21 protein-coding genes and 1 pseudogene are annotated in these 23,575 nt (G+C 39.8%); 1 reads left to right on the top strand and 21 read right to left on the bottom strand.

From position 1 onward, the window contains the following. Positions 1-128 precede the first annotated feature (128 nt). Positions 129-824 (top strand): outer membrane protein, encoded by a 696-nt coding sequence (locus FIM44_RS00140; protein WP_121104299.1) that lies wholly within the window; start codon positions 129-131, stop codon positions 822-824. 4 nt (positions 825-828) lie between these two features. Here the strand turns inward: FIM44_RS00140 and ilvE are convergent, their stop codons facing one another. From ilvE to FIM44_RS00245, 21 genes and pseudogenes are all read right to left on the bottom strand, one after another. Next, complete coding sequence (gene ilvE, locus FIM44_RS00145; protein ID WP_140578431.1) at positions 829-1,851, bottom strand: branched-chain-amino-acid transaminase; 1,023 nt, start codon at positions 1,849-1,851, stop codon at positions 829-831. A gap of 48 nt (positions 1,852-1,899) precedes the next feature. Then, positions 1,900-2,646, bottom strand: a complete 747-nt coding sequence (locus FIM44_RS00150; RefSeq protein WP_140578433.1) for an outer membrane protein — start codon at positions 2,644-2,646, stop codon at positions 1,900-1,902. A 114-nt stretch (positions 2,647-2,760) separates the two neighbouring features. Next, positions 2,761-5,424, bottom strand: a complete 2,664-nt coding sequence (gene polA / locus FIM44_RS00155; RefSeq protein WP_140578435.1) for a DNA polymerase I — start codon at positions 5,422-5,424, stop codon at positions 2,761-2,763. A gap of 65 nt (positions 5,425-5,489) precedes the next feature. Then, positions 5,490-6,742 (bottom strand): annotated as a pseudogene (locus tag FIM44_RS08895) (restriction endonuclease subunit S). Continuing rightward, on the bottom strand, positions 6,739-8,778 hold the full coding sequence (locus FIM44_RS00165) for an HsdM family class I SAM-dependent methyltransferase (protein ID WP_140578437.1): 2,040 nt from the start codon (positions 8,776-8,778) through the stop codon (positions 6,739-6,741). Before FIM44_RS00165 ends, FIM44_RS08895 begins: the two are co-directional and overlap by 4 nt. A gap of 32 nt (positions 8,779-8,810) precedes the next feature. Next, the gene (locus tag FIM44_RS00170) at positions 8,811-9,386 is read right to left on the bottom strand and encodes a ComF family protein (RefSeq protein WP_140578439.1); all 576 of its coding nucleotides are present in this window, start codon (positions 9,384-9,386) and stop codon (positions 8,811-8,813) included. Further along, positions 9,374-9,949, bottom strand: a complete 576-nt coding sequence (gene tmk, locus FIM44_RS00175; protein ID WP_140578441.1) for a dTMP kinase — start codon at positions 9,947-9,949, stop codon at positions 9,374-9,376. The genes FIM44_RS00170 and tmk overlap by 13 nt, the downstream gene beginning before the upstream one ends. 1 nt (position 9,950) lies before the next feature. Next, entirely contained in the window at positions 9,951-10,424 is a 474-nt protein-coding gene (gene coaD, locus FIM44_RS00180; protein WP_140578729.1) for a pantetheine-phosphate adenylyltransferase, read from the bottom strand. After that, the gene (locus FIM44_RS00185) at positions 10,424-10,987 is read right to left on the bottom strand and encodes a UbiX family flavin prenyltransferase (protein WP_140578443.1); all 564 of its coding nucleotides are present in this window, start codon (positions 10,985-10,987) and stop codon (positions 10,424-10,426) included. The genes coaD and FIM44_RS00185 overlap by 1 nt, the downstream gene beginning before the upstream one ends. A gap of 9 nt (positions 10,988-10,996) precedes the next feature. After that, on the bottom strand, positions 10,997-11,653 hold the full coding sequence (flgA, locus tag FIM44_RS00190; RefSeq protein WP_140578445.1) for a flagellar basal body P-ring formation chaperone FlgA: 657 nt from the start codon (positions 11,651-11,653) through the stop codon (positions 10,997-10,999). Then, on the bottom strand, positions 11,650-13,695 hold the full coding sequence (gene uvrD / locus FIM44_RS00195; protein ID WP_194148663.1) for a DNA helicase UvrD: 2,046 nt from the start codon (positions 13,693-13,695) through the stop codon (positions 11,650-11,652). The genes flgA and uvrD overlap by 4 nt, the downstream gene beginning before the upstream one ends. Then, positions 13,695-16,229: a tetratricopeptide repeat protein gene (locus tag FIM44_RS00200; protein ID WP_140578449.1), complete on the bottom strand. Its 2,535-nt coding sequence runs from the start codon at positions 16,227-16,229 to the stop codon at positions 13,695-13,697. The genes uvrD and FIM44_RS00200 overlap by 1 nt, the downstream gene beginning before the upstream one ends. Before the next feature lie 9 nt (positions 16,230-16,238). Next, positions 16,239-17,486: a serine--tRNA ligase gene (gene serS / locus FIM44_RS00205; protein WP_140578451.1), complete on the bottom strand. Its 1,248-nt coding sequence runs from the start codon at positions 17,484-17,486 to the stop codon at positions 16,239-16,241. Continuing rightward, positions 17,487-18,284 carry a carbon-nitrogen hydrolase family protein gene (locus FIM44_RS00210; protein ID WP_140578453.1) on the bottom strand — a complete coding sequence of 266 codons (798 nt, stop codon included), beginning with the start codon at positions 18,282-18,284 and terminating at the stop codon, positions 17,487-17,489. 3 nt (positions 18,285-18,287) lie between these two features. Continuing rightward, entirely contained in the window at positions 18,288-18,548 is a 261-nt protein-coding gene (locus tag FIM44_RS00215; protein ID WP_140578455.1) for an exodeoxyribonuclease VII small subunit, read from the bottom strand. Positions 18,549-18,557: 9 nt separating this feature from the next. After that, on the bottom strand, positions 18,558-19,298 hold the full coding sequence (ubiE, locus tag FIM44_RS00220) for a bifunctional demethylmenaquinone methyltransferase/2-methoxy-6-polyprenyl-1,4-benzoquinol methylase UbiE (protein WP_120845488.1): 741 nt from the start codon (positions 19,296-19,298) through the stop codon (positions 18,558-18,560). Between the two features lie 26 nt (positions 19,299-19,324). Beyond that, positions 19,325-19,771 carry a protoporphyrinogen oxidase HemJ gene (hemJ, locus tag FIM44_RS00225; RefSeq protein WP_000506520.1) on the bottom strand — a complete coding sequence of 149 codons (447 nt, stop codon included), beginning with the start codon at positions 19,769-19,771 and terminating at the stop codon, positions 19,325-19,327. 10 nt (positions 19,772-19,781) lie between these two features. After that, complete coding sequence (locus tag FIM44_RS00230) at positions 19,782-20,354, bottom strand: YigZ family protein (RefSeq protein ID WP_140578457.1); 573 nt, start codon at positions 20,352-20,354, stop codon at positions 19,782-19,784. After that, on the bottom strand, positions 20,341-21,471 hold the full coding sequence (locus FIM44_RS00235) for an ABC transporter permease (protein WP_140578459.1): 1,131 nt from the start codon (positions 21,469-21,471) through the stop codon (positions 20,341-20,343). The genes FIM44_RS00230 and FIM44_RS00235 overlap by 14 nt, the downstream gene beginning before the upstream one ends. Next, entirely contained in the window at positions 21,468-22,565 is a 1,098-nt protein-coding gene (locus FIM44_RS00240; RefSeq protein WP_140578461.1) for an ABC transporter permease, read from the bottom strand. Before FIM44_RS00240 ends, FIM44_RS00235 begins: the two co-directional genes overlap by 4 nt. Positions 22,566-22,576: 11 nt before the next feature. After that, on the bottom strand, positions 22,577-23,566 hold the full coding sequence (locus FIM44_RS00245) for an HlyD family secretion protein (protein ID WP_000071823.1): 990 nt from the start codon (positions 23,564-23,566) through the stop codon (positions 22,577-22,579). Positions 23,567-23,575 lie beyond the last annotated feature (9 nt).

Consider the following 23,575-nt stretch of genomic DNA (forward strand, 5'->3'; position numbering starts at 1 on the left):
TATATTCTCTCTTAGATTAGGTAAAATCTATTAACAAAATTTTGTTTGTTAAAACGATTATTTTAACACAATGATAAACCAAAAAGTTAAACAGCATTCCGTTTAATAAAGGATTAATTATTTTTAAAATGTTTAAAAAAATCATTTTTTTTGGTGTTTTCTTAATGGGGGGATTTGTTATTCCGCCCCTTGAAGCCATGCCTATTTTGCACGATAAAACCCCTAAAAAAAATTACCAAGAAGCCCATGAAAAGCTCTATAGAAGCATCATTAACCGCCAAAAGCTCACTCGTAAAAAAAGCGGGTGGTATTTTTTAGGAGGGTTTGGCGCTGTAGAGGCCATTAAGGACTATCAAGGCAAGGAAATGAAAGATTGGATTGCAACGCTCAATTTAAAAACCGGCGTGCAGAGTTTTTTTAAAAAATACATCGGGATCAGGGGGGTTTTTGCATGGGATCTTGGGTCAGGAAAAGTGAATTACCAAAGCCATAAAGATCCTACAAACTCTTTTTTTACCATGCTTGCGGTGGGTTTGGATGTGATTATGGAATTTCCTTTAGGGAGTTATAAGCATTATTTAGGGGCGTTTGGAGGAGCTAGGGGGGCTTTAGTCGTTTATACGGACAAGCAAAATTTCAAGTTTTTTAAACATTCTGTGGTTTCAGGGGGCTTAGCGATTAATGGGGGGGTCATGCTCACGCTTTTTTTAAGACACCGCATTGAATTAGGGTTTAAAATCTTACCCACCGCCAGATTGCTTTCTAGCTCTAGACGCTTTGAGACTTCGCCCTTATTTTATGCGGCATACAGCTATAAATTTTAACCTTTTAGCAAACTTCAAAAATCCAATCTTTGGGGGCTTCTTGTTCGCCTTGTTGGATGGATAAAAGCAAATCATAGAGTTGTTTAGTGGTATTGCCCGGTGCTTCAAAAAAATAAGACTTGTTATTGTGCACGATTTCTTTAATGGGCGTAATGATCGCAGCTGTCCCACACGCTCCAGCTTCTTTGAACGCGCCCAACTCATCCATTAGGATTTCCCTCTCTTCTACTTTGAGGTTCAAATATTCTTTAGCCAAAACCATCAAGCTTTTTTTTGTAATGCTTGGCAGAATGCTTGGCGAATGCGGGGTGATAAAGGCATTATCATGCGTGATGCCAAAAAAATTCGCCGCCCCCACTTCTTCAATTTTAGTGTGCGTGGTAGGGTCTAAATAAATGCAATCATCATAGCCTTGCTCTGTGGCTATTTTGTGGGCTAACAGGCTTGCAGCATAATTCCCCCCCACTTTCACCCCACCGGTGCCTTTAGGCGCGGCCCTATCAAACGCCGTAGTGATAAACCTAGCCCATCCTTTTTCTATACCCCCCTTAAAATACGCCCCCACAGGCACACAAAACACGATAAAAAGGTATTCGCTGGCCGGCTTCACCCCCAAATTATCCCCTACGCCTATGACAAAAGGGCGCAAATACAAACTCGCCCCGCTTTTATAAGGAGCGAGCCATTTTTGATTCGCTTCCACCACTTCAGCGCATGCCCTTAAAAACAGCTCTTCGCTCACTTTGGGCATGAGCAGTCTTTCGCATGAAGTTTGCAAGCGTTTGGCGTTTTCTAAAGGGCGAAAAAGTAAAGCTTTCCCGTTTTGAGAGCGGTAAGCCTTCAAGCCTTCAAAACAAGCCTGCCCGTAGTGTAAGACCGGCGAGCCTTCGCTGAGTTGTAACACATTTTCGCTAACCAATTCGCCTTGCGACCAAGAGCCGTTTTTATAAGTGGCGATGAAGCGAAAATCCGTTTTAATGTAGCTAAAGCCTAAATTTTTCCAGTCTAAATTCTCTAAATCTGCCATTTCACACCTTTAAAGGATAGTTTAGGTGTGATTGTATCTAAAAAGGGGTTAAAAATCCCTCAAGTAACTGATTTGAAACGCATAAACTCTACGCACATCAGCCTGTAAGGTGTATCCCTTTTCGTTGGTGATGGAGAAAAGCCGGTGCGTGATCGTAGGCACTTTAATCCCTAATTCCAAGCTATTGTGTTTAGCGATATGGGTGCGGATCCCAAATTTCCATAAAAACTGGAAATTAGCCGGGCTGTAACTGGAATTGCTGTGGTGTTTTACATAATTAGCGATCTCTTTACTGATGCTTGTTGCCCAACTATCCCCGGCTAATTGGATTCCTACCACAAAACCAAAAACCATGTTTTCTTTATTCACAAAATTCCACAGCGTATCTAACCCCACGCCATAAGTGAATAGATTGACATAATATTGCCCTTGATAGGAATCCCTTTCTGTTAAAGTCGTCTCTCCAAAACTAAAACTATTGTAAATAAACCCGCTCTCGCCCACCGGGATACCCTTTTTCATCACGCCAAAGCGGTTGTGCGCGTAGTCAAAAAACCCATAATAACGCGCACCAAACCATTTTTTCTTGCCAAAAAATTGCTTATAGCCCACTTCAAAACCCGCTCCTGCGTAAGGCGGGAACTTTATCAAAGGCTTTTGCAAGCCGTTGTCATTCACCATTTTAGTCTGATTTTGTATCATGCTCACCTGGTAATTGACTCCCACAAAAGCCGCACTCTCTTCAGCGCTCGCTAAAACACCCAAAGCCCCTAATAATATAATTCTTTTCAGCATTCAGTCTTTTCCCTTTATTTTTTGATAATCGCTCTATATTATATTAGCTTAACATGGTTAAGTATTACTTATAAAGAAATAATAATATATTTTTTCTTAAACTCAATTAAAAAACTAACCTTTTAGTTCATTCCAACGATTCGCCACAAACGCGCTTGTTTCTAACGGCACCCTCAAAGGATAAACCTCATCATTAAGAATGCGTTGGATTTCTTGCTGCAACTCTGGGGCGTTTTTTTCTTCAATTTCAAAAATCAATTCGTCATGCACTTGCAAAAGCAGCCTCACCGAAGGGTTATTTTTGAAACGCTCGCTCACTTTGAGCATGCCTAATTTCAATAAATCGCTCGCGCTCCCTTGAAAAATCGCATTCACGCCCTCTCGCAAATAATTGCCCTTGACATAATCATTCACGCCATTAAAATCAAACACCCGGTAACGCCCAAGCAAAGTAAAAGCTTTAGAAGTTTTTAAAATCTCTTCTTTCATGCGGTTTAAATAATCTTTGATACTAGGGAATCGTTTGAAATACGCCTCTATGTAGCTTTTAGCCTCACTTAAAGAGATGTTTAAAGTTTCGCTCAATTTCTTACTCCCCATGCCATACACCAGCCCAAAATTAATGCTTTTAGCGATGGATCGTTTTTCTTTGGCTAGTTCTTCTCCAAACAACGCCTTAGAAGTTTCTAAATGGATGTCTCGCCCCTTTAAAAACGCCTCCATTAAATCCTTATCCTGGCTAAAATGGGCTAACAGGCGCAATTCAATCTGCGAATAATCCACCCCTAGCAAACAATATTCTTTAGAGCTAGCGATAAAGCCCTTACGAATGAGTAAGCCTTTAGAAGATCGCACCGGGATATTTTGCAAATTAGGCGAATGCGAGCTTAAACGCCCGGTAGCTGTGCCGGTTTGGATGAAAGTGGTATGGATTTTATCGTCTTTGTCTTTTAGGCGCAATAAGGGGGTGGTGTAAGTGTTAAAAAGCTTATTCAATTCTCTGTATTCTAAAATCAAAGGGATGCTTGGGTGCTTGTCTAGGATTTTTAACAAGCTTTTTTCATCAGTAGAACGGCTTTTATTTTTAGGAAGCTCTAATCTTTCATACAAGATCTCGCTGAGTTGCTTGGGGGAGTTGAGGTTAAAATCCACGCCGATTGAATCCAGAATTTGGTGCTCTAAAACTTTTAATTCATCTTTAAACTCCTGCTCTAAGCGTTTGAAATAAGGCGCATCAATCTTAAAGCCTTGAAATTCCATGCCCATTAAAACTTTCACAAACGGCGTTTCAATTCCACTAGCTAAAGCGAGCAAACCCTCTTCTAGCCCCCCTTTTTCAAAATACTCGCACAAACGCTTCAAAGCGTTTAATTCCACGCTTAAAAGCTCTAATTTCTCCGCCTTGCTTGTTGTTTTAAAATCTTTGATTTTTTCATGCGGGATTAATTCTTCTTTTAAATATTCCTTTAAAACTTCATCAAACCCCACTTTTTCCGGATTTTTTAAAAACGCTAAAATTTGAGTGTCTTGGATGCGAATGTTTTCTAAAGGCACCTGGTATTTGGCTTTTAAAAAGCTCAATAAAGGCTTTAAATCATGCCCAACGATACACGCATGCTGTAACATTTGAGAAAAAGCGTTTTGCAAAAACTCTAAAGAAAAGGGCGAAAATAACGCCTCTTCTAAAGGTAAAAAATAGCCTTGATCTTCATATAAAAACGCTAGGGCTAGAACTTTTTTTTCTTTATCTAGCACCAAACGCACAAAAATCCTTGCCTTAGTTTTTTCTAGCTTTTCTAAAAACGCGCTCAAAGGCTCGGTGTTTTCTAAAACGATCATGCGTGATTTTTTAGGGGCATTTTCTAATAGGGGTGTATTTTCTAAAATTAAAGGCGTAGGGGAACTTTCTAAATCCCTTAAAGTAGAAATAAAACCATATTCTTTCAATTCATCTTTGATTTTCAATAAGGGGTTTTCGCTAGGAAAAGCGCAACTTGAAAAATCAAATTCTTTAATGCATCCTCTTTCTAAAGTGGCTAATTCCTTGCTTAAAAACGCGCTCTCTTTATCTTGTATAAGGGCTTGATACATTTTAGGGCTGAGTAAATTTTTCGCCAAGTCTAAATTTTCATAGATTTTTTCCAAACTCCCTAATCGCTGTAACAATTCCTTAGCGTTCTTGCTCCCAATGCCTTTAACCCCCTTGTAATTATCGCTGCTATCCCCCACAATGCCCTGATAATCCGTGAATTGACTCGGCAAAATCCCGTATTTTTCCACGCAATCTTTCGCCAAAAACTCCGTTTTGCCATCAAAAAGCGCGATTTTATCGCTCAAAAGCTGGTTAAAATCCTTATCTTTAGAATAAATGCGCGTTTTATAAGGGCTTAGCGTGGCCAGGCTTGCGATCACATCATCAGCTTCAAACCCGCTCATCTCCACACAAGTAAAACCCATTTTTTGCAACCATTCTAACGCGATAGGGATTTGTAAAAGCATCTCTTTAGGGGCGTCTTTACGATTTTGTTTGTATTCGCCTAATTTTTCAGATCTTTTAGTTTTAGTCTGGCTTTCTAGAGCGAACACGATAAAAGGCATGTTTTTTCTATCTTTATAAAATTTTTTAACCATGCCCACAAGCCCCGTTAAAAGCCCTGTAGGAAAGCCCTTATCGTTGGTTAAAGGCTTATTTTTAGCGCTCATGTAATAGCTTCTAAACAAATACGCAAAAGTATCAATTAAAGCTAAAGTCCCCTCTTTAATGACTGGCTGCTCCATGGTTCAACCCTCTTCAATCAAGCGAATTTTAAGTTTATTGTAACACAAGCTGGACCTCATCTCTTTCAAAATAACGAGTCTTTTTGAACGGGTGTTTCTTGGTTAATAACTTCTTTTGTGGCTTGGATTTTAGCGTCGCAGTATTGAGCCACGCCTTGAATGGTTTATTTCATCAAGGCGTTGATTAGGGTGTGCATGAAGTTAAAATCAATATCCTCAAGGGTTTGAGTTTTAGCGGTGGGTTTTAGGGGTAAAGAAATTTTAAACTCCGCAATACTTTCTGTTGTAGAGCCTAGCCCCCAAGTCAAGGGTTTTAAAATAAATTGTAAAATCGCGCTTATAAAATGTAAAATTTTAGGGCTTTTGAAAGCAAATTTTGGTTTTAAAATTTTAACCTTATTGCCTGTAAAATAAGGTTGTTTTTGATAAAACACGGTGAAAGTGTCTTGCGCGAACGAAAGGGTATTTTTTTCATTAGTAAATGTAGGGTCATCTATAATAAAGCCTTTTATACCATTGTTAGTTGCAGCGCGCACGACATAAGGGTAGCTGCTTTCTATTTGTGTGTCATGGATTTTTATCGTGTTGGCATGATAAATTTTCTTACTTGACAACACTTCAAACAAATCCCCTAATCTGAAGCTTTTCCATGTCAAGCCGCATGGGGTATTACCCCCCCCCCCCCAGAATTTTTGCCATTGAAAGCATTAAGGGCGTTTTCTTCATTGTTAGAAAGGGTGGTGTTTGATAGCCCTGTAGCTTTTAAATAAGCCTCAAGTTCGGCGAGCCGACACTGCTCAAGTTCGGCGAGCCGACACTGCTCAAGTTCGGCTATGAATTTTTCCATGAAATGAAAATCAATATCCTCAAGGGTTTGAGTTTTAGCGGTGGGTTTTAGGGGTAGAATGGCTTTATCGTTTTTAATTTTTGCCCATGAACACATGTTTTCATAGCCGAATTTTTTAGGGTAACCAAAAAATAGCGTGGATAGAAACAAGCCGATTTTATGGTTGATTTCAAATTTAGGTTTGAGAGAAAATACCCTAGCATGTGTTACCATTTTATAAGGAAAACTGCGATAAAACGCGCAACCAAACATGTCAATCGTAATGGTATGGCTTTCAAAAACTTTTGCTTTTATATCGCTTTGCCCTAAAACGCCATTATTGCTAAGCCCTGCAGTGATGACAAATTCGCCCTTATGGTTGATGTGGCGTTTTTGAATGTCAAAATCACCGTTACTCGCTTCAAACAAATCCCCTAATTTGAACTCGCCCCACTTAATAGCGTTGAGTTGACTACTAAGGGGGCCAATCACTTTGGGGGCGTTTGGTTTTTTAAAATCAAGCCCACTTCATAAGAAAGGTAATCGGCTATCGTTCTTTTAAAATCCTCTAATGCGGGTTTAGTCTCATTCTTTTGGTGGGCTTCAAAATTAAAGTCTTTAGCATGCTTGTTTTCATGCGGTTTAGCGATAAAATCTTCAATATAGATTGTTTCTAAATCGCCCCACAGCTCTTTAGAAACTTGAGCGTTTAAGCCGGCTTTGTAAATTTTAATGATTTCTTCGTAGCGTTTGGTAGGGTTAGAGATTTCATTTAAGCCTCTTTTGGTGCGTTTGAAGCCATCGTTTCTAAAGTCTATGAATTTAACGGGCTTTTCATAATCGTGTGGCTCATGGGCTTTAAAAATATAAACGCTTGTTTGCACTCCGGCTTGAGGCATGAATAAATCGGTGGGCATTTTAATGCTCGCTAAAAGCGAATGTTTTTTTAAAATTCCAACATTGGATTTTAAAGCTTGCCCGCTCCCTGCGCTATCTTGGATAATGATCGCTCCTAAAGCACCTTTTTGCATATATTCTAATCCAAACTTGATAAAAGGCATGCCGTTTTCTTCGTAGCTAAAAGGAGGGTTTAATAAAAGGATATTGGGTTTAAAATCTTCATAAATCTTTTTATTGGTTTCAAAAGTGTTGCCTTTGATGATCAAGCTTGAACCATCGCCTCTTAAAATCATGTTAGTGGTGGCTAGCGAAAACATTTCAGCGTTAAGCTCCACGCCTAAAAGTTGCGTGGTTTTCATGCTTTTTATTTTTTCGTTCGCTATAGTGGTGTTTTTACCATAGGTTTTTTCAATGTCTTCAATCATTAGCACCATAGAAGAAATTAAAAAGCCCGCGCTCCCTGCGGCCAAATCCATCACAAAAGACTTTGCATTAACCCCTAAAAGCTCGCTCATCATTTTAGTTACATAAGGCGGGGTTAAAACAATGCCTAATTCCTTACCATCCCCTAAAGCGTATTTTAAAAATTCGCTATAAAGTTCGCCCATGATGTCTAAATGACCGGTATTATCGCTTTCATTAATGGGCTTATGGACAAATTCATAAAGAAAAGTAAAAATTTGCTTAGTGATGCTTGAATCTTTTTCTAAAAGCATGCTTATGGATTTATGAAGGCTCGTTTCTTTATCACGCTGCGGGTCTTTACTGATTTCTTTAAAACTAGCGAGCATTAGATCCCGTTTTTCTTCGCTCAAGTTTTTGGTTTTCAAAAATTCGCTGATTTGGTTAAACACTAAAACGCCATCACGGCTAGTATCGGTTATTTCGCCTTTTAAATCGCTTGGTTTTAAGCCCCCTTTTTTGCCCTTAATTTCTTGCATGGATAAAAGCATGCCGCTCACGTATAGCACGCGCTGATGCACGGTGATGTTATGGCTATGCATAAGGCGGTTGAGTTTTTTAGTGGTTTCGTTTAGATCGGCTTTGGTTTTGATTAAGATGGAATGCTTTTCTTCTTCAGTGAGTGCGCATTCTTTATAAAAAGCGTTAAACGATTCTTGATTTTCTAAAAAATGCAGGGTTTTAGCGTTAGTGAGTTTGTGCGAATTGATCCCACTTGCAAAAACATAATACACTTCTATATCAAGGTTTTTTTCATCATCGCCGGCTATGCCTATGGCGATACATTCTTTATATTTTTCTTTGTTTCTTAGGATATTTTGAGCATAGTGTAAAGCCCCATTCACGGCGAATTTTGAAATGGAATGATCATCGTTTTGCAGCGCACCGTTTTTAAGCTTTTTTAAATTTTTAGCGTGGAGTTTGTTTTCTATGATTATAGGGATAACGCTCTCTTTATTTTTAGGGTGCGTGTATTTTTCTAAGCTAAAATCTGGCTCGCCAAAAGATTTTTTATCTTTAGTTTTACTCGCATTCAAAAGGGCGTTTTTAAGGCTAGAACTCATTTGGCTTTTAACATTAAAATCCTTATTTTTCATAAGCCCTAAATTTGTCAATTCTTTTTTGACATAGTCATCAACATCATCTTCTAAAGAAAAAGCTTGCATGGTTTTATCCTTTTAAAAAATAAAATTATAACTCATTCATCCGCGCTGCAAAGCGCGATTGCAAAGTGCGCTTTGATGTTTAGGGTTTTAAGGTATTTTAGGGCTTCCTTTAGGGTGGTGCCGGTGGTGATAATGTCATCTAATAAAAAATAATCTAAAGTTTCATCGCCTTTGAAGGTGAAATCCCGTGGGTTATTGGTGCGAAATTCCAGGCTTTTCCCAGCATACGAAATAGTATTATTAGCCCTTAAACGCCCATAAGTGGGCTTTAAATTGCCTTGACAAAAGCCTTTTAAAAGCGCGGCTGAATGCGAGTAAAAGGATTTGATTTTATCATCAATGGCGATGCCATAAAGGGGAATATTCAAGCCCTTTTCTTGTAAGATTCTCACAAATTCTTTGCCGGCTTTTTGAGAAAGCAAGGGCAAAATGCGAGAGCCAATCAGCGCGTATTTGCTTTTAATGAGTTCTTCTATTTCGCTATAAGCGTAAAAACTATACACGCTCACGCCCTCTAAAACCCTTACCTTTAAGCTTAAGGGCAAATCGTTTAAGCAATTCGGGCAAAGGGGCTTAAAAGAAAGCTTTAAACAAGTTAAACAACGCATTCAATAAAGTTGGCGATTTGATCGTGTAAGTTTTTAGCGCTTTTTTGAGCGTCTAATTCCAAAACTTCGCACCCGAATTTTTCTTTTAACGCATAAGCGTGAGTTTTGAGTTTTTGCTGGATTGTGAGTAATGTTTCTGTGCCTTGGTTTTCTATTTTGTCCAAACTTTTAAGGCTTAAGCGCTGTTTTAAACCCTCTTTATCTATGAGTAAAAGAATGATTTTTTCAGGCAAGACGCTTTGAGTAGCAAGAAGGTTTAATTCTAAGCTTGAAAATTGGCTATAAGCCATGCCAGAAATCAAACTCCTGTCGCTAATGATGAGCTTTTTTTCTTTCAATGCCGGTTTTATCACGCTTTCTACATGCTCAGCCCTATCGCTTAAAAATAAAAACGCTCTAGCTAATTCGCTGATGTTTTCATTTAAAGCGATACGCCTTAAACTTTCGCCTATTTTTGTCCCCCCTGGCTCTTTGGTAAAAAGGGCGTTTTTAAACCTAGCTTTTAATAATCCTACTTGAGTGCTTTTGCCCACGCCATCAACGCCTTCTAACACCACATACATTTTAAACCTTTGAAATCAAAGGGTAAATTTCTTTAGGCACTAAATGGCTCGCATCGCCCTTATGCGCGATAATGGATCGCACGATAGAAGAGCTTATGAAAGCGTTTTGTAAAGTGGGCATGAAATACAAGGTTTCTAATTCGTGGTTTAAGGATTTGTTCGCATAGCCCATTTGCAATTCGTATTCAAAATCGCTCACCACCCTTAAGCCCCTAACTAGCACCTTACAATGATATTCTTTAGCCAGATTAGCCAATAGCCCTTCAAACGCCACGCATTCTACATTCTCAAATTTTTGGGTAGAGAGTTGCATCATCTCTAGGCGTTCTTTTAAACTGAACATGGGGTTTTTAGCGCTTGAATGCGCCACAGCGACAATGAGCTTTTCAAACAATTCGCTGGATCGGTAGATGATGTCTATATGCCCGTTAGTGACCGGATCAAAAGTGCCCGGATAAATGCCGATTTTTTGCATCAGTTCATTCCCCATCGGGGATATAAGTCATTTTCTATCCCCAAGCTGTCAAACCACTTCCCCACTAAAAAATCTTGCATCGCTTCTAAAGTCTTGCTCTGGGTGTAATAAGTCATCACCGGCGGTGCAACGATTGCATTAGATTGGGCGAGTTTGAGCAAATTTTCCAACATGATAGCGCTTAAAGGCATTTCTCTAGGGGCAATGAGTAAGGGGCGTCCTTCTTTAAGCATGACAGAGGCGCTCCTAGAAATCAAATCCCCTCCAAAGCCATGCGCGATTTTAGCCACCATGTCCATGCTCGCTGGAATGATCGCCATTTTATGGATGCCATAACTCCCTGAAGCGATGCTCGCATGGATGTCTTGCTCGTTAAAAAAAGTACCACTAGGCCGTAAATCTTTCATGGCGTTTTTAAGGTTGATATTGGATTCTTCTAACGCTACGACATGCGCGTTTTTAGACGCCACGACAAAAACTTCAATTTCTTTGGGTAATTTTTCTAAAAACCGCAAGGCTAGGGGTATCCCGCTCGCCCCACTGATGCCTAAAACCAATTTCATGAATGTCCTTTATAAGATTTGCGCTTTAGAGCTGCTCAACACTTTTGCTTTCAGTATTTTATTGCTTTCTAAATTTTTCGCTTGAATGATTTGATTGAGCGCGCCATTTTCTAGGGCTTTTAGGCTTATTTCTATGCTGATTTGCCCCTCTTCATACACCCCGGTGATGATGTCGTTTTTACGCACGATGATTAAGGCTTGGGTTTTATCCGCGCTTAAAAGCGTGTTAGGGGGGATAAAATTTTTCGCGCTCACTTTATTAATCGCGCCCTCTAATAGGGGGTTAGAAAGCGCGCCAAACAAAACGCGCTCTTTTTGAGTGTTGTCAGCGGTGATGTTCTCGTCTTTTTTAATCGCGCTTATGCTTTTAAAAGCCTGCATGCTGCCTATCACGCTATAACGCACCGGTAGGCGTAAATTAGGCTCATTTTCCAATCTTAAAAACACGACCCCATCTTTTTTAAGCTTGTTAGAAGCGTTTAATGCATAGCTTAAAATGGGAGTGTGAGAAAAGCGCTCTGGGATTTCTAAATTAATGGTTTCAATTTCTAATTTTAAGTCTTGGTATTCTTTGAGGTAAGTTTCTTTAATCCCTGTTTTAAGCGTATTTAAATCTAGGGCAAACAATGCGTTTAAACCTATCAAAAAAAGGGTTAAAATTTTCAAAACTCGTTATCCACTTTTTCTACAAATTTTTCTGAGATTTTATCATAGACATTCCCTCCGCAATTGATTTTCAAGCACAAACCGCTCAAGCCTTTTTCCACGCCTAAAACCCTACCGGTGCCAAAAATCTTATGTTTGATCAAATCCCCCACTTTAATGGGCGTATCTTTTTGGTGATTTTGTTTAGGGGCTTGATCGCTTTTAAGCAACTGGGCTTCTTCTAAAAACACCGAGGGCGAGCAAGAAATTTTCCTCCCAAAATACGAACGCTCTTTGACATAAGAAAGTTGTAATTCTTCTTTAGCCCTAGTGATTGCCACATAAGCCAAGCGCCTTTCTTCTTCCAAATCGCTTTCTTGATTGAATCCCCTATGCGGGAAAAACCCTTCTTCTAATCCGATCACAAACACATGCTTAAACTCTAACCCCTTACTCATATGTACGCTCATGCAACTCACTTTTTGCGCGTTTTCTGTATTATGAACATCTAACACGCTTTCATTCAAAAAATCCAGTAAAGAATGCGTGGGGTTCGTTTTAAAATGCTCTTTCACTAAACTTAAAAGCTCTTTAACAAAGCCCTCTCTTTCTTCGTAATTGTCTTCTTTTTCATAGCTTTTTAAAAGGTTGGTTTCTTCTAAAAACCGCTCGCAAAACTTCTCTACTGAAATTTCAAAAGCCTCCCTCAAACGCCCTATCATGGCGGTGAATTTCTTTAAAGCGTATTCGTTTTTGGGGTTGAGTTTGTCTTTAAACGCCCCAAGTTTTAACGCCTCTTCTAAATTCAAACCCTCTTCATCTAAAAGAGAAAAAATCCATTCTTGAGTGATCTTGCCAAGGCCTCTTGGGGGCTTGTTTAAAACGCGCTTAATAAAAAAGCGATCGTCTTTTTTCGCCACTACATGCATGAACGCCAAAGCGTCTTTAATCTCGGCTCTTTCATAGAAACTCACCGCCCCAATAAGCCTATAAGGGATATTCAAAGCGTTCAAGCTCTCTTCAATGCTGCGGCTAAGCCCGTTTAAGCGGTACAAAATAGCGATATTTTCTAAATTCTCGCCCTTCTTTAAAAGGGCTTTGATTTGATAAGCCACATCCAAGCTCTCTTCTTTTTGCGTCAAATATTCCTTACAAACCACGCTTTTATGCGAGCCTTTGAAACTTTGAAGCGTTTTAATGTGGCGGTGTTGGTTATGGCTAATCAAAGAATTAGCGCACGCTAAGATTTCAGCGCTGGAGCGGTAGTTGGTCTCTAATTTCACCACCTTAGCCCCTTTAAAATGCTTGGAAAAATTTAAAATGTTAGAAATATCAGCCCCCCTAAAACCATAAATGCTCTGATCGTCATCGCCCACCACGCACAAATTATGGTGCGCGCAACTCAATTGTTTTAAAAATTCTAATTGCAGGGCGTTGGTGTCTTGATACTCATCTACCATAATGTAATAATAGCGCTCGCTAATCTCTTTGGCGAGTTTTTCATTATCTTGTAAAATCTTAAGGCTTAACAAAAGCAAATCGTCAAAATCCACTAAATTGTCTTTTTTAAGCGCGTTTTGATAAAGCTCATACGCTTTATAACATTCGCTATCTTGCATGCTCAAATCCATCATGCCGTTTTTGATTTGAGAAATACTGGCTCTAAAGCTTGAAATTTTGAGCTGTTTGCACAGCGTTTTGACTTCATCGCTATCTAGCACCGAAAAATCGCACGCTCTTTTTAAAAGGTTCATGTGTTGCCTTAAAAACAGCAAACCAAAACGATGGAAAGTGCAAAGCAAGGGGGGGATAAGGGCTTGGTTTTTCAACAATTTCAAAGCCCTTTCTTGCATTTCTTTGCTCGCTTTATTGGTGAAAGTGAGCGTTAAAGTGTTTTCGCTAGGCACGCCACAAGCGCCAATCAAATACGCTAAACGGCTCGTTAAAGTCTTAGTCTTACCGCTCCCAGCTCCCGCTAAAATCAGCAAAGGCCCTTGAATGTGGCTTGCAGCGATTTTTTGCGCTCCGTTTAAATTGTCTAAAATGCTTTTTTCAAAATCCATTATTCTAAAAACCCGCCCTTTTTTTCTTGGTCCAAACGCTCTTTTAAAAGGTTAGCATCAATTTCAAAATCAAAATAAGGCGAAGAAAAATCAGAGGTTTTAATGGCTAAAAAATGGTTTAGCGCTGATTTCAAGTCCCCTTTTCTTTGATACAACAACCCTAAAGCGTAACGGATATTTTCATTATTAGGATCATCTAGCTTTCCAAGCTCTAGCCATAAAGCGGCGTTATTGTAATTGCTTTGCGCGATATAGGTTAAACCCGCTAGGATTTTTAAACGCGTCTCATTATCCTTAAGATCGCTAATTAAGTTTTGATACAACGCGCTCGCTTTTTCATACTGGCCTTGAAACAAACTCACTAGCGCTAAATTTTCTAACCAATCGTTAGGGGCTTCGCCCTCTTCTAAACTGGCGATTTTTTGCTCTAATAATCTTTCTTGATGGTCTAAATCATTGACCATAAATCCCATATAGGTGTAGAAATGACGCCCTAAAATGGGCCCTTGCATGGTTTGATCCCAGCTGATTTTACGCGAATCTAAAAGGGTGTAAATGCTTAAAGTATGCCGGATGCTCGCATCATAATACGAGACGATTTCATAAAAGATATTAGAGATGAGATCTTTAGGGAGCATTTTTTTCAAATTCCCAAAAGATTGCACCATCAATTTTTTATCCTTGCTCTCTTTAGCGAACACCGCTTCTAGCGCGTAATAAAAAGGGAGCTTTTTAGGGGCGTTTTTGAGCCATTCCATATCCCAATTGGTGCGGTAATTCAAATAAGCGATGAGCGAAGAGAGTAAAGCTTTTTGCGTGGGGCTAGAAAAATCCTGACTATAAAAATTCTCTGTGATTTCTCTTAAAAACTCCGTGGTGTCTTCGTGGGTGAAATGCGAGGCTAAAATCGCAAAAACCGCGCTCAAATAATCCGCAGAGTTCAAATGAAAAGCCCTTAAAAAATGGAAATAAGCTTTGTGGTAATTTTCCAATTGCGCATAAATCAAGCCCGTATTATAATGGAGGAGCGCGTTATTGGGACTGTTTTTTAAAGATAAATCAAAAAAAGAAAGGGCTTTTTTTAAGCGCTTGTTTTCTAACGCTTTCAACCCTTTGAGCGCGTTTTTATCCGCTATCGCCATCAAACGCCCCCTTTTAAAAGCAAGGCTTGCCCCCTCTAAATCCTTTTGCGCTTCAGAATCCAAAAGAAACAGCCCCTCTTCAATCACGCCTAAGGTTTCTTTAGAGTCTAAAACCTTAAAAGGAGCGTAATAAAATAGCAAGCGGTAAATAAAATCCCTTTTGCCTTCAAAATATCGCGTGTTCCAAAAACGCTCTTTGGCTCTTTCTTTGTCCAAAAAAACAGGGTTGATAGTGGGCTTGATGGGGTAAAAAGAGTTGGCTAGCGCACTATCTTCTTTTGTGTGGCTGGCTAATTTTAAGGCTTCGCTCGCTTTAAGGGTGTCGCCTTTTTTCAGACTCACCAATTCCAAAGCCATCAAAGCGTTTAAATCTTTAGGGTAGTTGTGCAAATAATGCTGCAAATGCTCCAAAGCCTGCTTGTAATGGCCCAAACGCGCCTGTAAAAGCCCTAAAGCAATCTCATCTTGGGCGTTTGCGCTTTTTTGTAATTGCTTGTAAGCGTTCGTTTCATCTTTAAACATCAAAAACAATTTAGACGCTAAGCGCGCGTTAGGCTTTAAAAAGGCGTTGGAATTAGGGTGCATTAAAGGCGAAAGGGCTTCAAAATACTCTCCAGCGTAATAGGATTTGAGCGCGTAAGCGTAGGAGTAAAAAGACTTTTTATAGTCTTTATACAGAGTGTCTCTCACAATTTTTAGATAATGATAATACAAATCCTCATCTTGCAAATGATAAGCGCTCACTAACGCATCAATCGCGCTCACGCTCGCGTTTTCTTTAGAAGCGATGCTAGAATCAAACAAATCCAACGCCCCGTTAAAATCCTTTTCCTTAAACTTAATCACCCCTAAATTATGGCTCGCAATCCCTTGCGAAAAAGAAGCGGCTTTGTCAAACAGGTGTAAGGCTTCATCTTTTTGCCCTTGCTCATACAAAAGGCTCGCTTTTTTCATGATCGCATCCACTTGATTTTCATCGTTTCGTTTGAGGGAGTCCTTGCCGATTAAATCGGGTAAGTCTAAATTTTCTATTTGCCCTTCGGCTTGTGCGTTGTTAGCGTTGTTGGTGTCGTTAGGCGTTTCGTTATTGGTGGTGGCGGTATTAGTTTGTAAAGAAGTTTGTTTATTTTCTTTTTTATGCCCTAGTAACAAACTCAAAGCCACAATGAGCGCGATGAGTGAAAGCAATATTCCAAGCGCAATATAAAGCTTTTTTTTATTGTGTAAAATCTGTTTAAAAAACTCTTTAGAGCTTTTGATTTTATTAATCGTCTGCTCCAAAGCCTGCTTCAAAGAGGGGATTTTAGAATGAATGCCCTTTAGGGGGGTTTCTTTTTCGTTTTTGTTTTCGCCCCCTTTTTCTTCTAATGAATTTTGCTCTTCATTCAGCACGAACTAGCCTTAAAGGTATTTTTCTAACGCCTTAGGAATGTGGATGCTCCCATCCGCTTGCTGGTGGTTTTCCATTAAAGCGACCATCGTCCTGCCTACCGCCAAAGAAGAGCCGTTTAAGGTGTGCACTAATTGGTTTTTTTGATTTTCTTTGAAGCGGATTTTGGCGCGCCTGGCTTGAAAATCCCTCGTGTTAGAAACGGAGCTGATTTCTCGGTAGCAATTTTGTCCGGGCAGCCACACTTCAATATCTATCGTGTTGCTCGCACTAAAGCCTAAATCCCCACTGCACAATTGCACAAACCGGTGCGGTAATTCCAAAGCCCTTAAAATTTCGCTCGCGCTCTCTAGCATGCACTCTTGCATGACATCGCTTTCTTTAGGGTGCGTGATAGCCACAAGCTCTACTTTATCAAATTGGTGCTGTCTTATCATCCCCCTTGTGTCCTTGCCCGCACTCCCTGCTTCGCTCCTGAAACAAGGCGTGTGCGCGGTCATTTTAATGGGAAGGTTTTCAACGCTAATAATGGTGTCGTTGTATAGATTGGTGAGCGTTACTTCAGCGGTGGGGATCAAATACAAATTTTCATTTTCTATTTTAAAAACATCTTCTTTGAATTTGGGTAATTGCCCGGTCCCAAAAAGCATTTTTTCATTCACTAACGCCGGCGTGTAAATGATTTCAAAGCCATTTTTTTCATTAAAATCCAGCATTAAATGAATGAGCGCGCGATAAATTTTAGCCCCAAAACCCCTGATGACCGAAAAACGGCTTTTGGCGAGTTTCACGCCGCTTTCAAAATCAATCCAGCCATTTTGTTGAGCGAGTTCAAAATGCTCTTTGGGTTTGAAAGTGAAAACCCTTGGGGTTAAGATTTTTTTAATTTCTATGTTGTCTTCTTCATTTGCGCCTAAAGGGGTTTTTTCATCCACCAGATTGGGGATTATGGAAAGCTTCAAATCAATTTGTTGCTCCAATTCGCCCACGCTTTTAGAAAGCTCATTCAATTTGATTTTATTGTTTTCTAGCTCTTTTTTGAGATCGCTTGTATCCACTTTTTGAGCCATTTTGATACCAAATTCTTTAGAAACCTTGTTTTGAAAGGCTTGCAAGCCTTCTAATTCAATGAGCTGATTTTTATAATGCGTGATGACTTCGCACAAACGCTCCAATCCATCATCCATCGCATTATTACGCTTTTTTAAAGAAAGAGCCACCTTATCAAAATCTTGCAATAAAAGTTTTCTATCAATCATTCAACCCTCTTTAATCGTTCTAAAATGCCACAATTTAGCCCATTCGTCTATATCGTTTTTATCTATTTGAGCGCTCAAAGCCCCCATTTTACCCTCTAAAGAATCCTCAATGGTGCCATTAGGTAAGGCCACAAAACTATCCCCATAAAATTTCCACAAAAATTCGTTTTTCTGATCTTCTTCTACAATGATTTGGCGATACGCTCCGATTCTATTAGCCCTAACCACCACGCAAGAAGCGCAAAAAGCGCGCATCTGGCACAAAAGCCGCCACCTTTCATTGGATTCAAAAGTGGCCACGCTGCTTAAAAGCACCACATCCACGCCCTGATTTTTAGCCTGAACCCATATTTCATCAAAATGCACTTCAAAGCCAAACAAAGGAGCGAATTTCAAGCCGTCTCTTTCAAACACGAGCAATTCTTTAAAAGCGCTTTTTTCATTGTCAAAAAAGCTCTCTTCATCCCAGTGAGGATAGGGGATTAAGCGTTGTTGCGTGTAATACTTCACGCTTTCTTTAGAAATGAGGGCGATTTTTTTATAGATTTTAGAATGTTCTTCTAAAAGCACCGGGGCTGAAACGATCAAATCCAATTCTTCGCATTTTTGCGACAAAAATTCTATCGCTCGCACAGACTGCGCGCTGATTTCATTCACATCCAATCCCATGTTATGGTGGAAAAAGGGGTTGATCACGTATTCAGGCAACACGATTACGCTTTGCTTAGGTATGGAGTTGAATAAGGATTGCATGAGATTTTCTTTAAAAGACTCTAATTGCAAAGCAAACACTCGCATCCTTTAAGCCTTTTTGTCTGGCGTTTGGAGTTTTTCATACTCCAAATAAGCGTTTTCTAAAAGCTTTTGAGCCAAAAACAACTCTTGCATGGCCGTTTTATACAAATCCATCCCGTCTTTTAAGGACAAGTTAGGATCATTCAAGCGATCTATGGCTCGCTCTAGGGAATGAACATGCTCTTCAAAGCTTTTTTTAGGGGCGTTTTTAGCGTTTCTAGTGTTTTTTGGGGGGGCTTTTTCGGTTTCAAATAATTCATCTTGCATAACATTCCTTTAGCTTTTTTTAACAAGCATGGTCGTTGAAATTTGAGCGATAGAATCTTCAGTCCTTAAAATCTCAAACCCTGCGTTTTTTAATTCATGCTTCAAACCCTCTAAACTCAAAAACCCCTCAATGGATTGCGGTAAATAAGAATAAGCACCATAATTCTTACTGATAGCCCCTCCCACTAAAGGCAAAACCTTATTCGTGTAAAACCCTGAGATTTTATCCAGCCATGTGGGGTTGTCCTTTTTTAAAAATTCTAAAATCACTAAAACACCCCTAGGCTTTAACACCCTAAAAAACTCTTTTAAGGCCTCTTGTCTTTCCACGATATTACGCAAGCCATACGCAATGGAGAGAATATCCACGCTGTTATTTTCAACGCCTTTTAAATCTTTGGCTTGAGCTTGGATGAAAGAAATTTTGTTTTCAAGCTCTTCACATTTTTTAATGGCTAATTCAAGCATGTTGTTAGAGGGGTCAATCCCCAAACATTCCTTAAACTCTATAGCACAATTTAAAGCGCTTTTTTGCCAAGCGACAAGCATATCCCCCGTCCCGCATGCCACATCCACAAGCCTTAACGCTTTCTTGTTTTCTAAAAACAAAAACGCATGCTCGCAAGCCCTTTCTCGCCATTTAACGTCTAAACCAAAACTCATCAAGCGGTTGGCTTGATCGTAAGAGCTGGCTATATCATCAAACATGTTGATGATTTTTTCTTGCTTGAGGTGCTTTTCTTTCTTCATGATTTTTCTTTTTTCATGGCTTGTCTTTAAAAAGGCTTGACAACCACTAAGATCACAATGAGGATCATTAAAATCGTTGGCGCCTCATTAAACACACGATAAAACCTTGCGTTTCTTCTTGTGGGGTCTTTTTCTAGCTCGCGCATGCATTTTTTGCAATAAAAATGATAGGCTAAAAGTAAAACCACTAAAGCCAATTTAGCATGCAACCAACCCCCACTTTTAAAGAGCGTAGGCTCTATCAACAACATTAAAATCCCTGTAATAAGCGTGAAACCCATAGCCGGTGAAGCGATAAAGGAATAAAGCTTTTTTTCTTGGATTTGAACCACTCCTACAAACTCTTTTTTATGCGCGTTTTCTGCATGATAGACAAAAAGGCGCGGCAAATAAAATAACGCCGCCATCCACGAAATGACCGCTATCACATGGAAAGCCTTAACCCATAAAAAATACCCGCTCAAAAATCCCATACCACTCTCCCTAATTTATCTTATTTTGTTGTAAAAACGCTTGCAAATTTTCCCTCGTGCCGCTGATTTCCACTTCCACGCTTTGGTTTGAAAAATTCTTTTTGCTTAATTGTAGGCTAAATTTCTTAATTTCACGCTGAAGAGCGTCTAATTCTTTATAAGAATAATGAGCGCTTAAAGTTTCTAACTCCACAAAATCCTTAAAAGCGTTTTCTCTTTGAGCGTTTTCTACGCACAATAACGCGCTAGTGGCATAAGCTTTCATCAAGCCCCCCACCCCTAAAAGCGTGCCTCCAAAATAACGCACGCTCACTAATCCTATATTGATTAAATCCTTTCGCCTCAAAACGCTAAGCACAGGCATGCCTGAACTCCCTTTAGGCTCGCCATCATCGCTAAAACCCTCCGTGATTTTGCCCTCTAAAGAATAGCGGAACGCCGTTACAAAATGCGCGGCTTTAAAATGCTCTTTTTTCAATTGTAAAAGGGTTTTTTCAAAATCATCAAAAGGCATAAGATACCCTAAAAAGCGAGACGCTTTAATCTGGTGCTTGGAAGTGATGAGGTTTTTAAGCGTTTTCACAAGCTTTCTTTAAAGAGTTGAGTTTGAACACGCACCCTATAAAACTCGCAATAAAAATCGCAATGAGCGCATAAAAATGCACAGAAACATCTATAAATTCCGCATGCATTTGATTCAATCGCCCTAGCAAACTGATCCCATGATAAGCTGGCACTATTTGAACGAAAACCTGTAAATAAGAGGGCAAGGATTCAAAAGGCCACACAAAACCCATCATAAAGATCAAGGGTAAAGAAGAAATCAAAACGATTTGAGTGGTGTGGGCTTCATTTTTGATCCATGCGCCTAAAAACGACCCCAAACTCAAGGTCGCAAGCATGAAAATCAAGCTATTCAAAAACACCATTAAAGCGCTTCCATGCCGTTCGATCCCATAAAAAGAAAACAGCGCCCCAAAATACCATAAAATAAAAACGCTAAACGCTGCCATAAACACCAAGAGTCTTGTGCACAGCCTTAAAGCGATTTGCTTTTTATCTAAAAGGGCCAATTCCAAACGCCTGGAGCTAGTAAACATGCTGCTTGCAATGAGCATCACCTGGTGTAAGATGAAAATAAACACGCTAGAGAGCGCGTAATTCAAATACCCCTCACTAGGGTTATACAAGGCGATAGGCCTAATTTTAATCCCATCTGTCCCTAATTCAGCTTCTTCTATTTGGGCGTTGCGTTTGAATCTTATCTCATCATTTAAAGCGTTGATGCTCTCCACCACCGCATTCGCTAACGCGCCATAAATCAAAAAGTAATTGGAATTCGCATAAAAATCTATCGTTACAGGCACCTGCTTGTGGATATTGGCTTCAAAATGCGAAGGGATATGCAAGATCCCATAAATTTTTTCTTCTCTTAAAAGCTTTTTGGCTTCCAGCATAGAGGGGCTAAAAAAAGCGATTTCTAACTCGTTGGAGCTTTGCGCCATGAAGGCTAATTGCCTAGAAAGGAAGGAATTGTCTTCATCTACAAGGGCGATTTTTTGCTGCGTTACGATGTCTTTTAAATAAGGCAAAGGGTATAATAAACCATAGATTAAAGGAGCGCCTATAAGGATTAATAAAACGCCCTTATGAGAAACAATAGCCCTTAATTCCATTAAAAGGATTTTAAAAAAATTCATGCGCTAGCCCTATCTTTTTTAAAAGAAAAATAAAAAATCAAAAGCCCTAAGACTAAAAAGATTAAAAAGAACGCAAGCGGCATTAACGAATTTAAAGACTCGGTAAAATCCGTCTTATAGTAAGCCTCTTGTAAAAAAAACTTCATAAAATGGCTAATGGGCAAGCAATGGCTCCAAAAATCCCCAAAAATTTCCATGTTGTTTTGCGGGTAAGTAACCCCAGCAAACGCAAAGCTTGGAGCGGTATAGACCCCAATCGCGCCCGCGGTTTCAATAGCACTTTTTGAAATGCCATAAACTAGCACCACAAACCCGCTCATAATCAGCACCATTAAAACTACCGCCAAAAAGACCAATGACAAATGCGCATAATTCCCCTGCATGCCAATGAAATTAAAATAAAACGCCATACCCATCCCCCAAAAACTAAACACGCACACATTCGCTAAAATACTGATCAAAAGCTCGCGCATGTTAGAGGTTTTTTGAATGAAATTGAGCATGCCAATCGCAATGAAAATAAGCCACATGCAAGGCAGCATCACGCTTAAAAGGTATTGCGTGTAATTGTTTTCTTCATTGTATAGGGCATGCAATTGGAGAATGATGGGCATTGCTTGGGCTTTAGCAGAAATCAAATTGGAATCTCGCACTAAAGCTTTGGTGGCTAAGGTTTTAGCGTCTAAAGTCAAAGCGGTTTGTAAGAAGGCGTTTTTGAGCGTTTTCCCCACTAAAACATACTCAGCGTTATAATAAAAGGGCAAACCCACTTTCCGCCCCATTTTGATTTTTTTCTCTAAATCTTTAGGCAAAACTAACGCCCCATACGCTTCAGCGGAGTTTAAAAAGCGTTTGGCTTCTAAAAGGCTAGCCACTTGGTATTTGATTTGAAGCGCGCTCGTTGCGCCTAATTCAAACGCTACTTGATGGCTTGTCGTGGTCTTATCCAAATCCACCACCACGATAGGGAGCTGTCTTGGGATTTCTTGTTTAAAGATTTGCGTGCCTAAAACCCCTAAACAAAAAGGCAATATAAAACACACGATAAACAAGAACTTGTCTTGTAAAACCCATGCGCTTATCAATCTGAACAAAACAATCCTTTCTAAGGTTTAATGGTAACTAACACGCTCATCCCTACCCTAAAATTTTCCAACTCTTCTAAGGGTATGGCTTCCACTTCATAGCTTTTCATATCATAAGTGTTGGAGTTATTTGTCGCTTTCCAAGTCGCAAAATCCCCCATCACGCTCAAATATTTGACCCTGAATTTCGCGCTTCTTTTCAACGCCGGGATATAGCCTTCAAATTCCTTACCCACTTTAAACTCGTTCAAATACTTTTCAGGCACGCTGATTTTTAACCAACTATCCTTTAAATCTATCATTAAAACCACAGGAAAGCCCTTAGGGCTAAGCTCGCCACCGCTTAAAAGCACATTGCTCACTTCCCCATCAATTGGGGCTGTAGCTTTAACATCTTTTAAATAAGACTCCACTTCATTCACTTGCCCTAAAGCCGCGCTCTCTTTAGCCTTAGCGGCAATCTTACTTTCAGAGCTCGCCCCCCCTAAAGCCATTTTATACTTTTGGTAAGCCGCGCTCTCGTTGTATTTGGTGCTTTCATAAGCCGCATAGGCTTCATCGCGCTTTTGCAAACTCGCCACGCCATTATCATACAAATCTTGAACGCGCTTATAAGTCTCTTTGGCTAGAGTCGCTTGGGATTTTGCCGCTTGCCAAACGTCTCTTGCAGAATTGATCGTTTCATCTCTTGAGCCTCTTTTGACTTCATCGCTAAGCGCTTTAGCGGCTTTATGCCCGGCTTCAGCTTGAGCGAGCTTGGCTTCTAATTCAGGGCTAGAAATGCTAAAAACCAAATCGCCCTTTTTAATGTGATCGCCTTTTTTAACAAACACCTTTTCAATGCGGCCAGGGACTTTGGAGCTCACGCTGTATTCTCTGGCTTCCAAAAACCCTTGCAGCACTTCAGCCTTAGGGCGATAGGCTAAATAAAAAAGCACGATTAGCCCTAATAATAAAGCCCCACCCCCTGTAAGAATCGCTTTATTTTTATCCAACATGCTATTTGACATGATTTTTTC

The organism is Helicobacter pylori (genome assembly GCF_006440215.1).
GTDB lineage: Bacteria > Campylobacterota > Campylobacteria > Campylobacterales > Helicobacteraceae > Helicobacter > Helicobacter pylori_CS.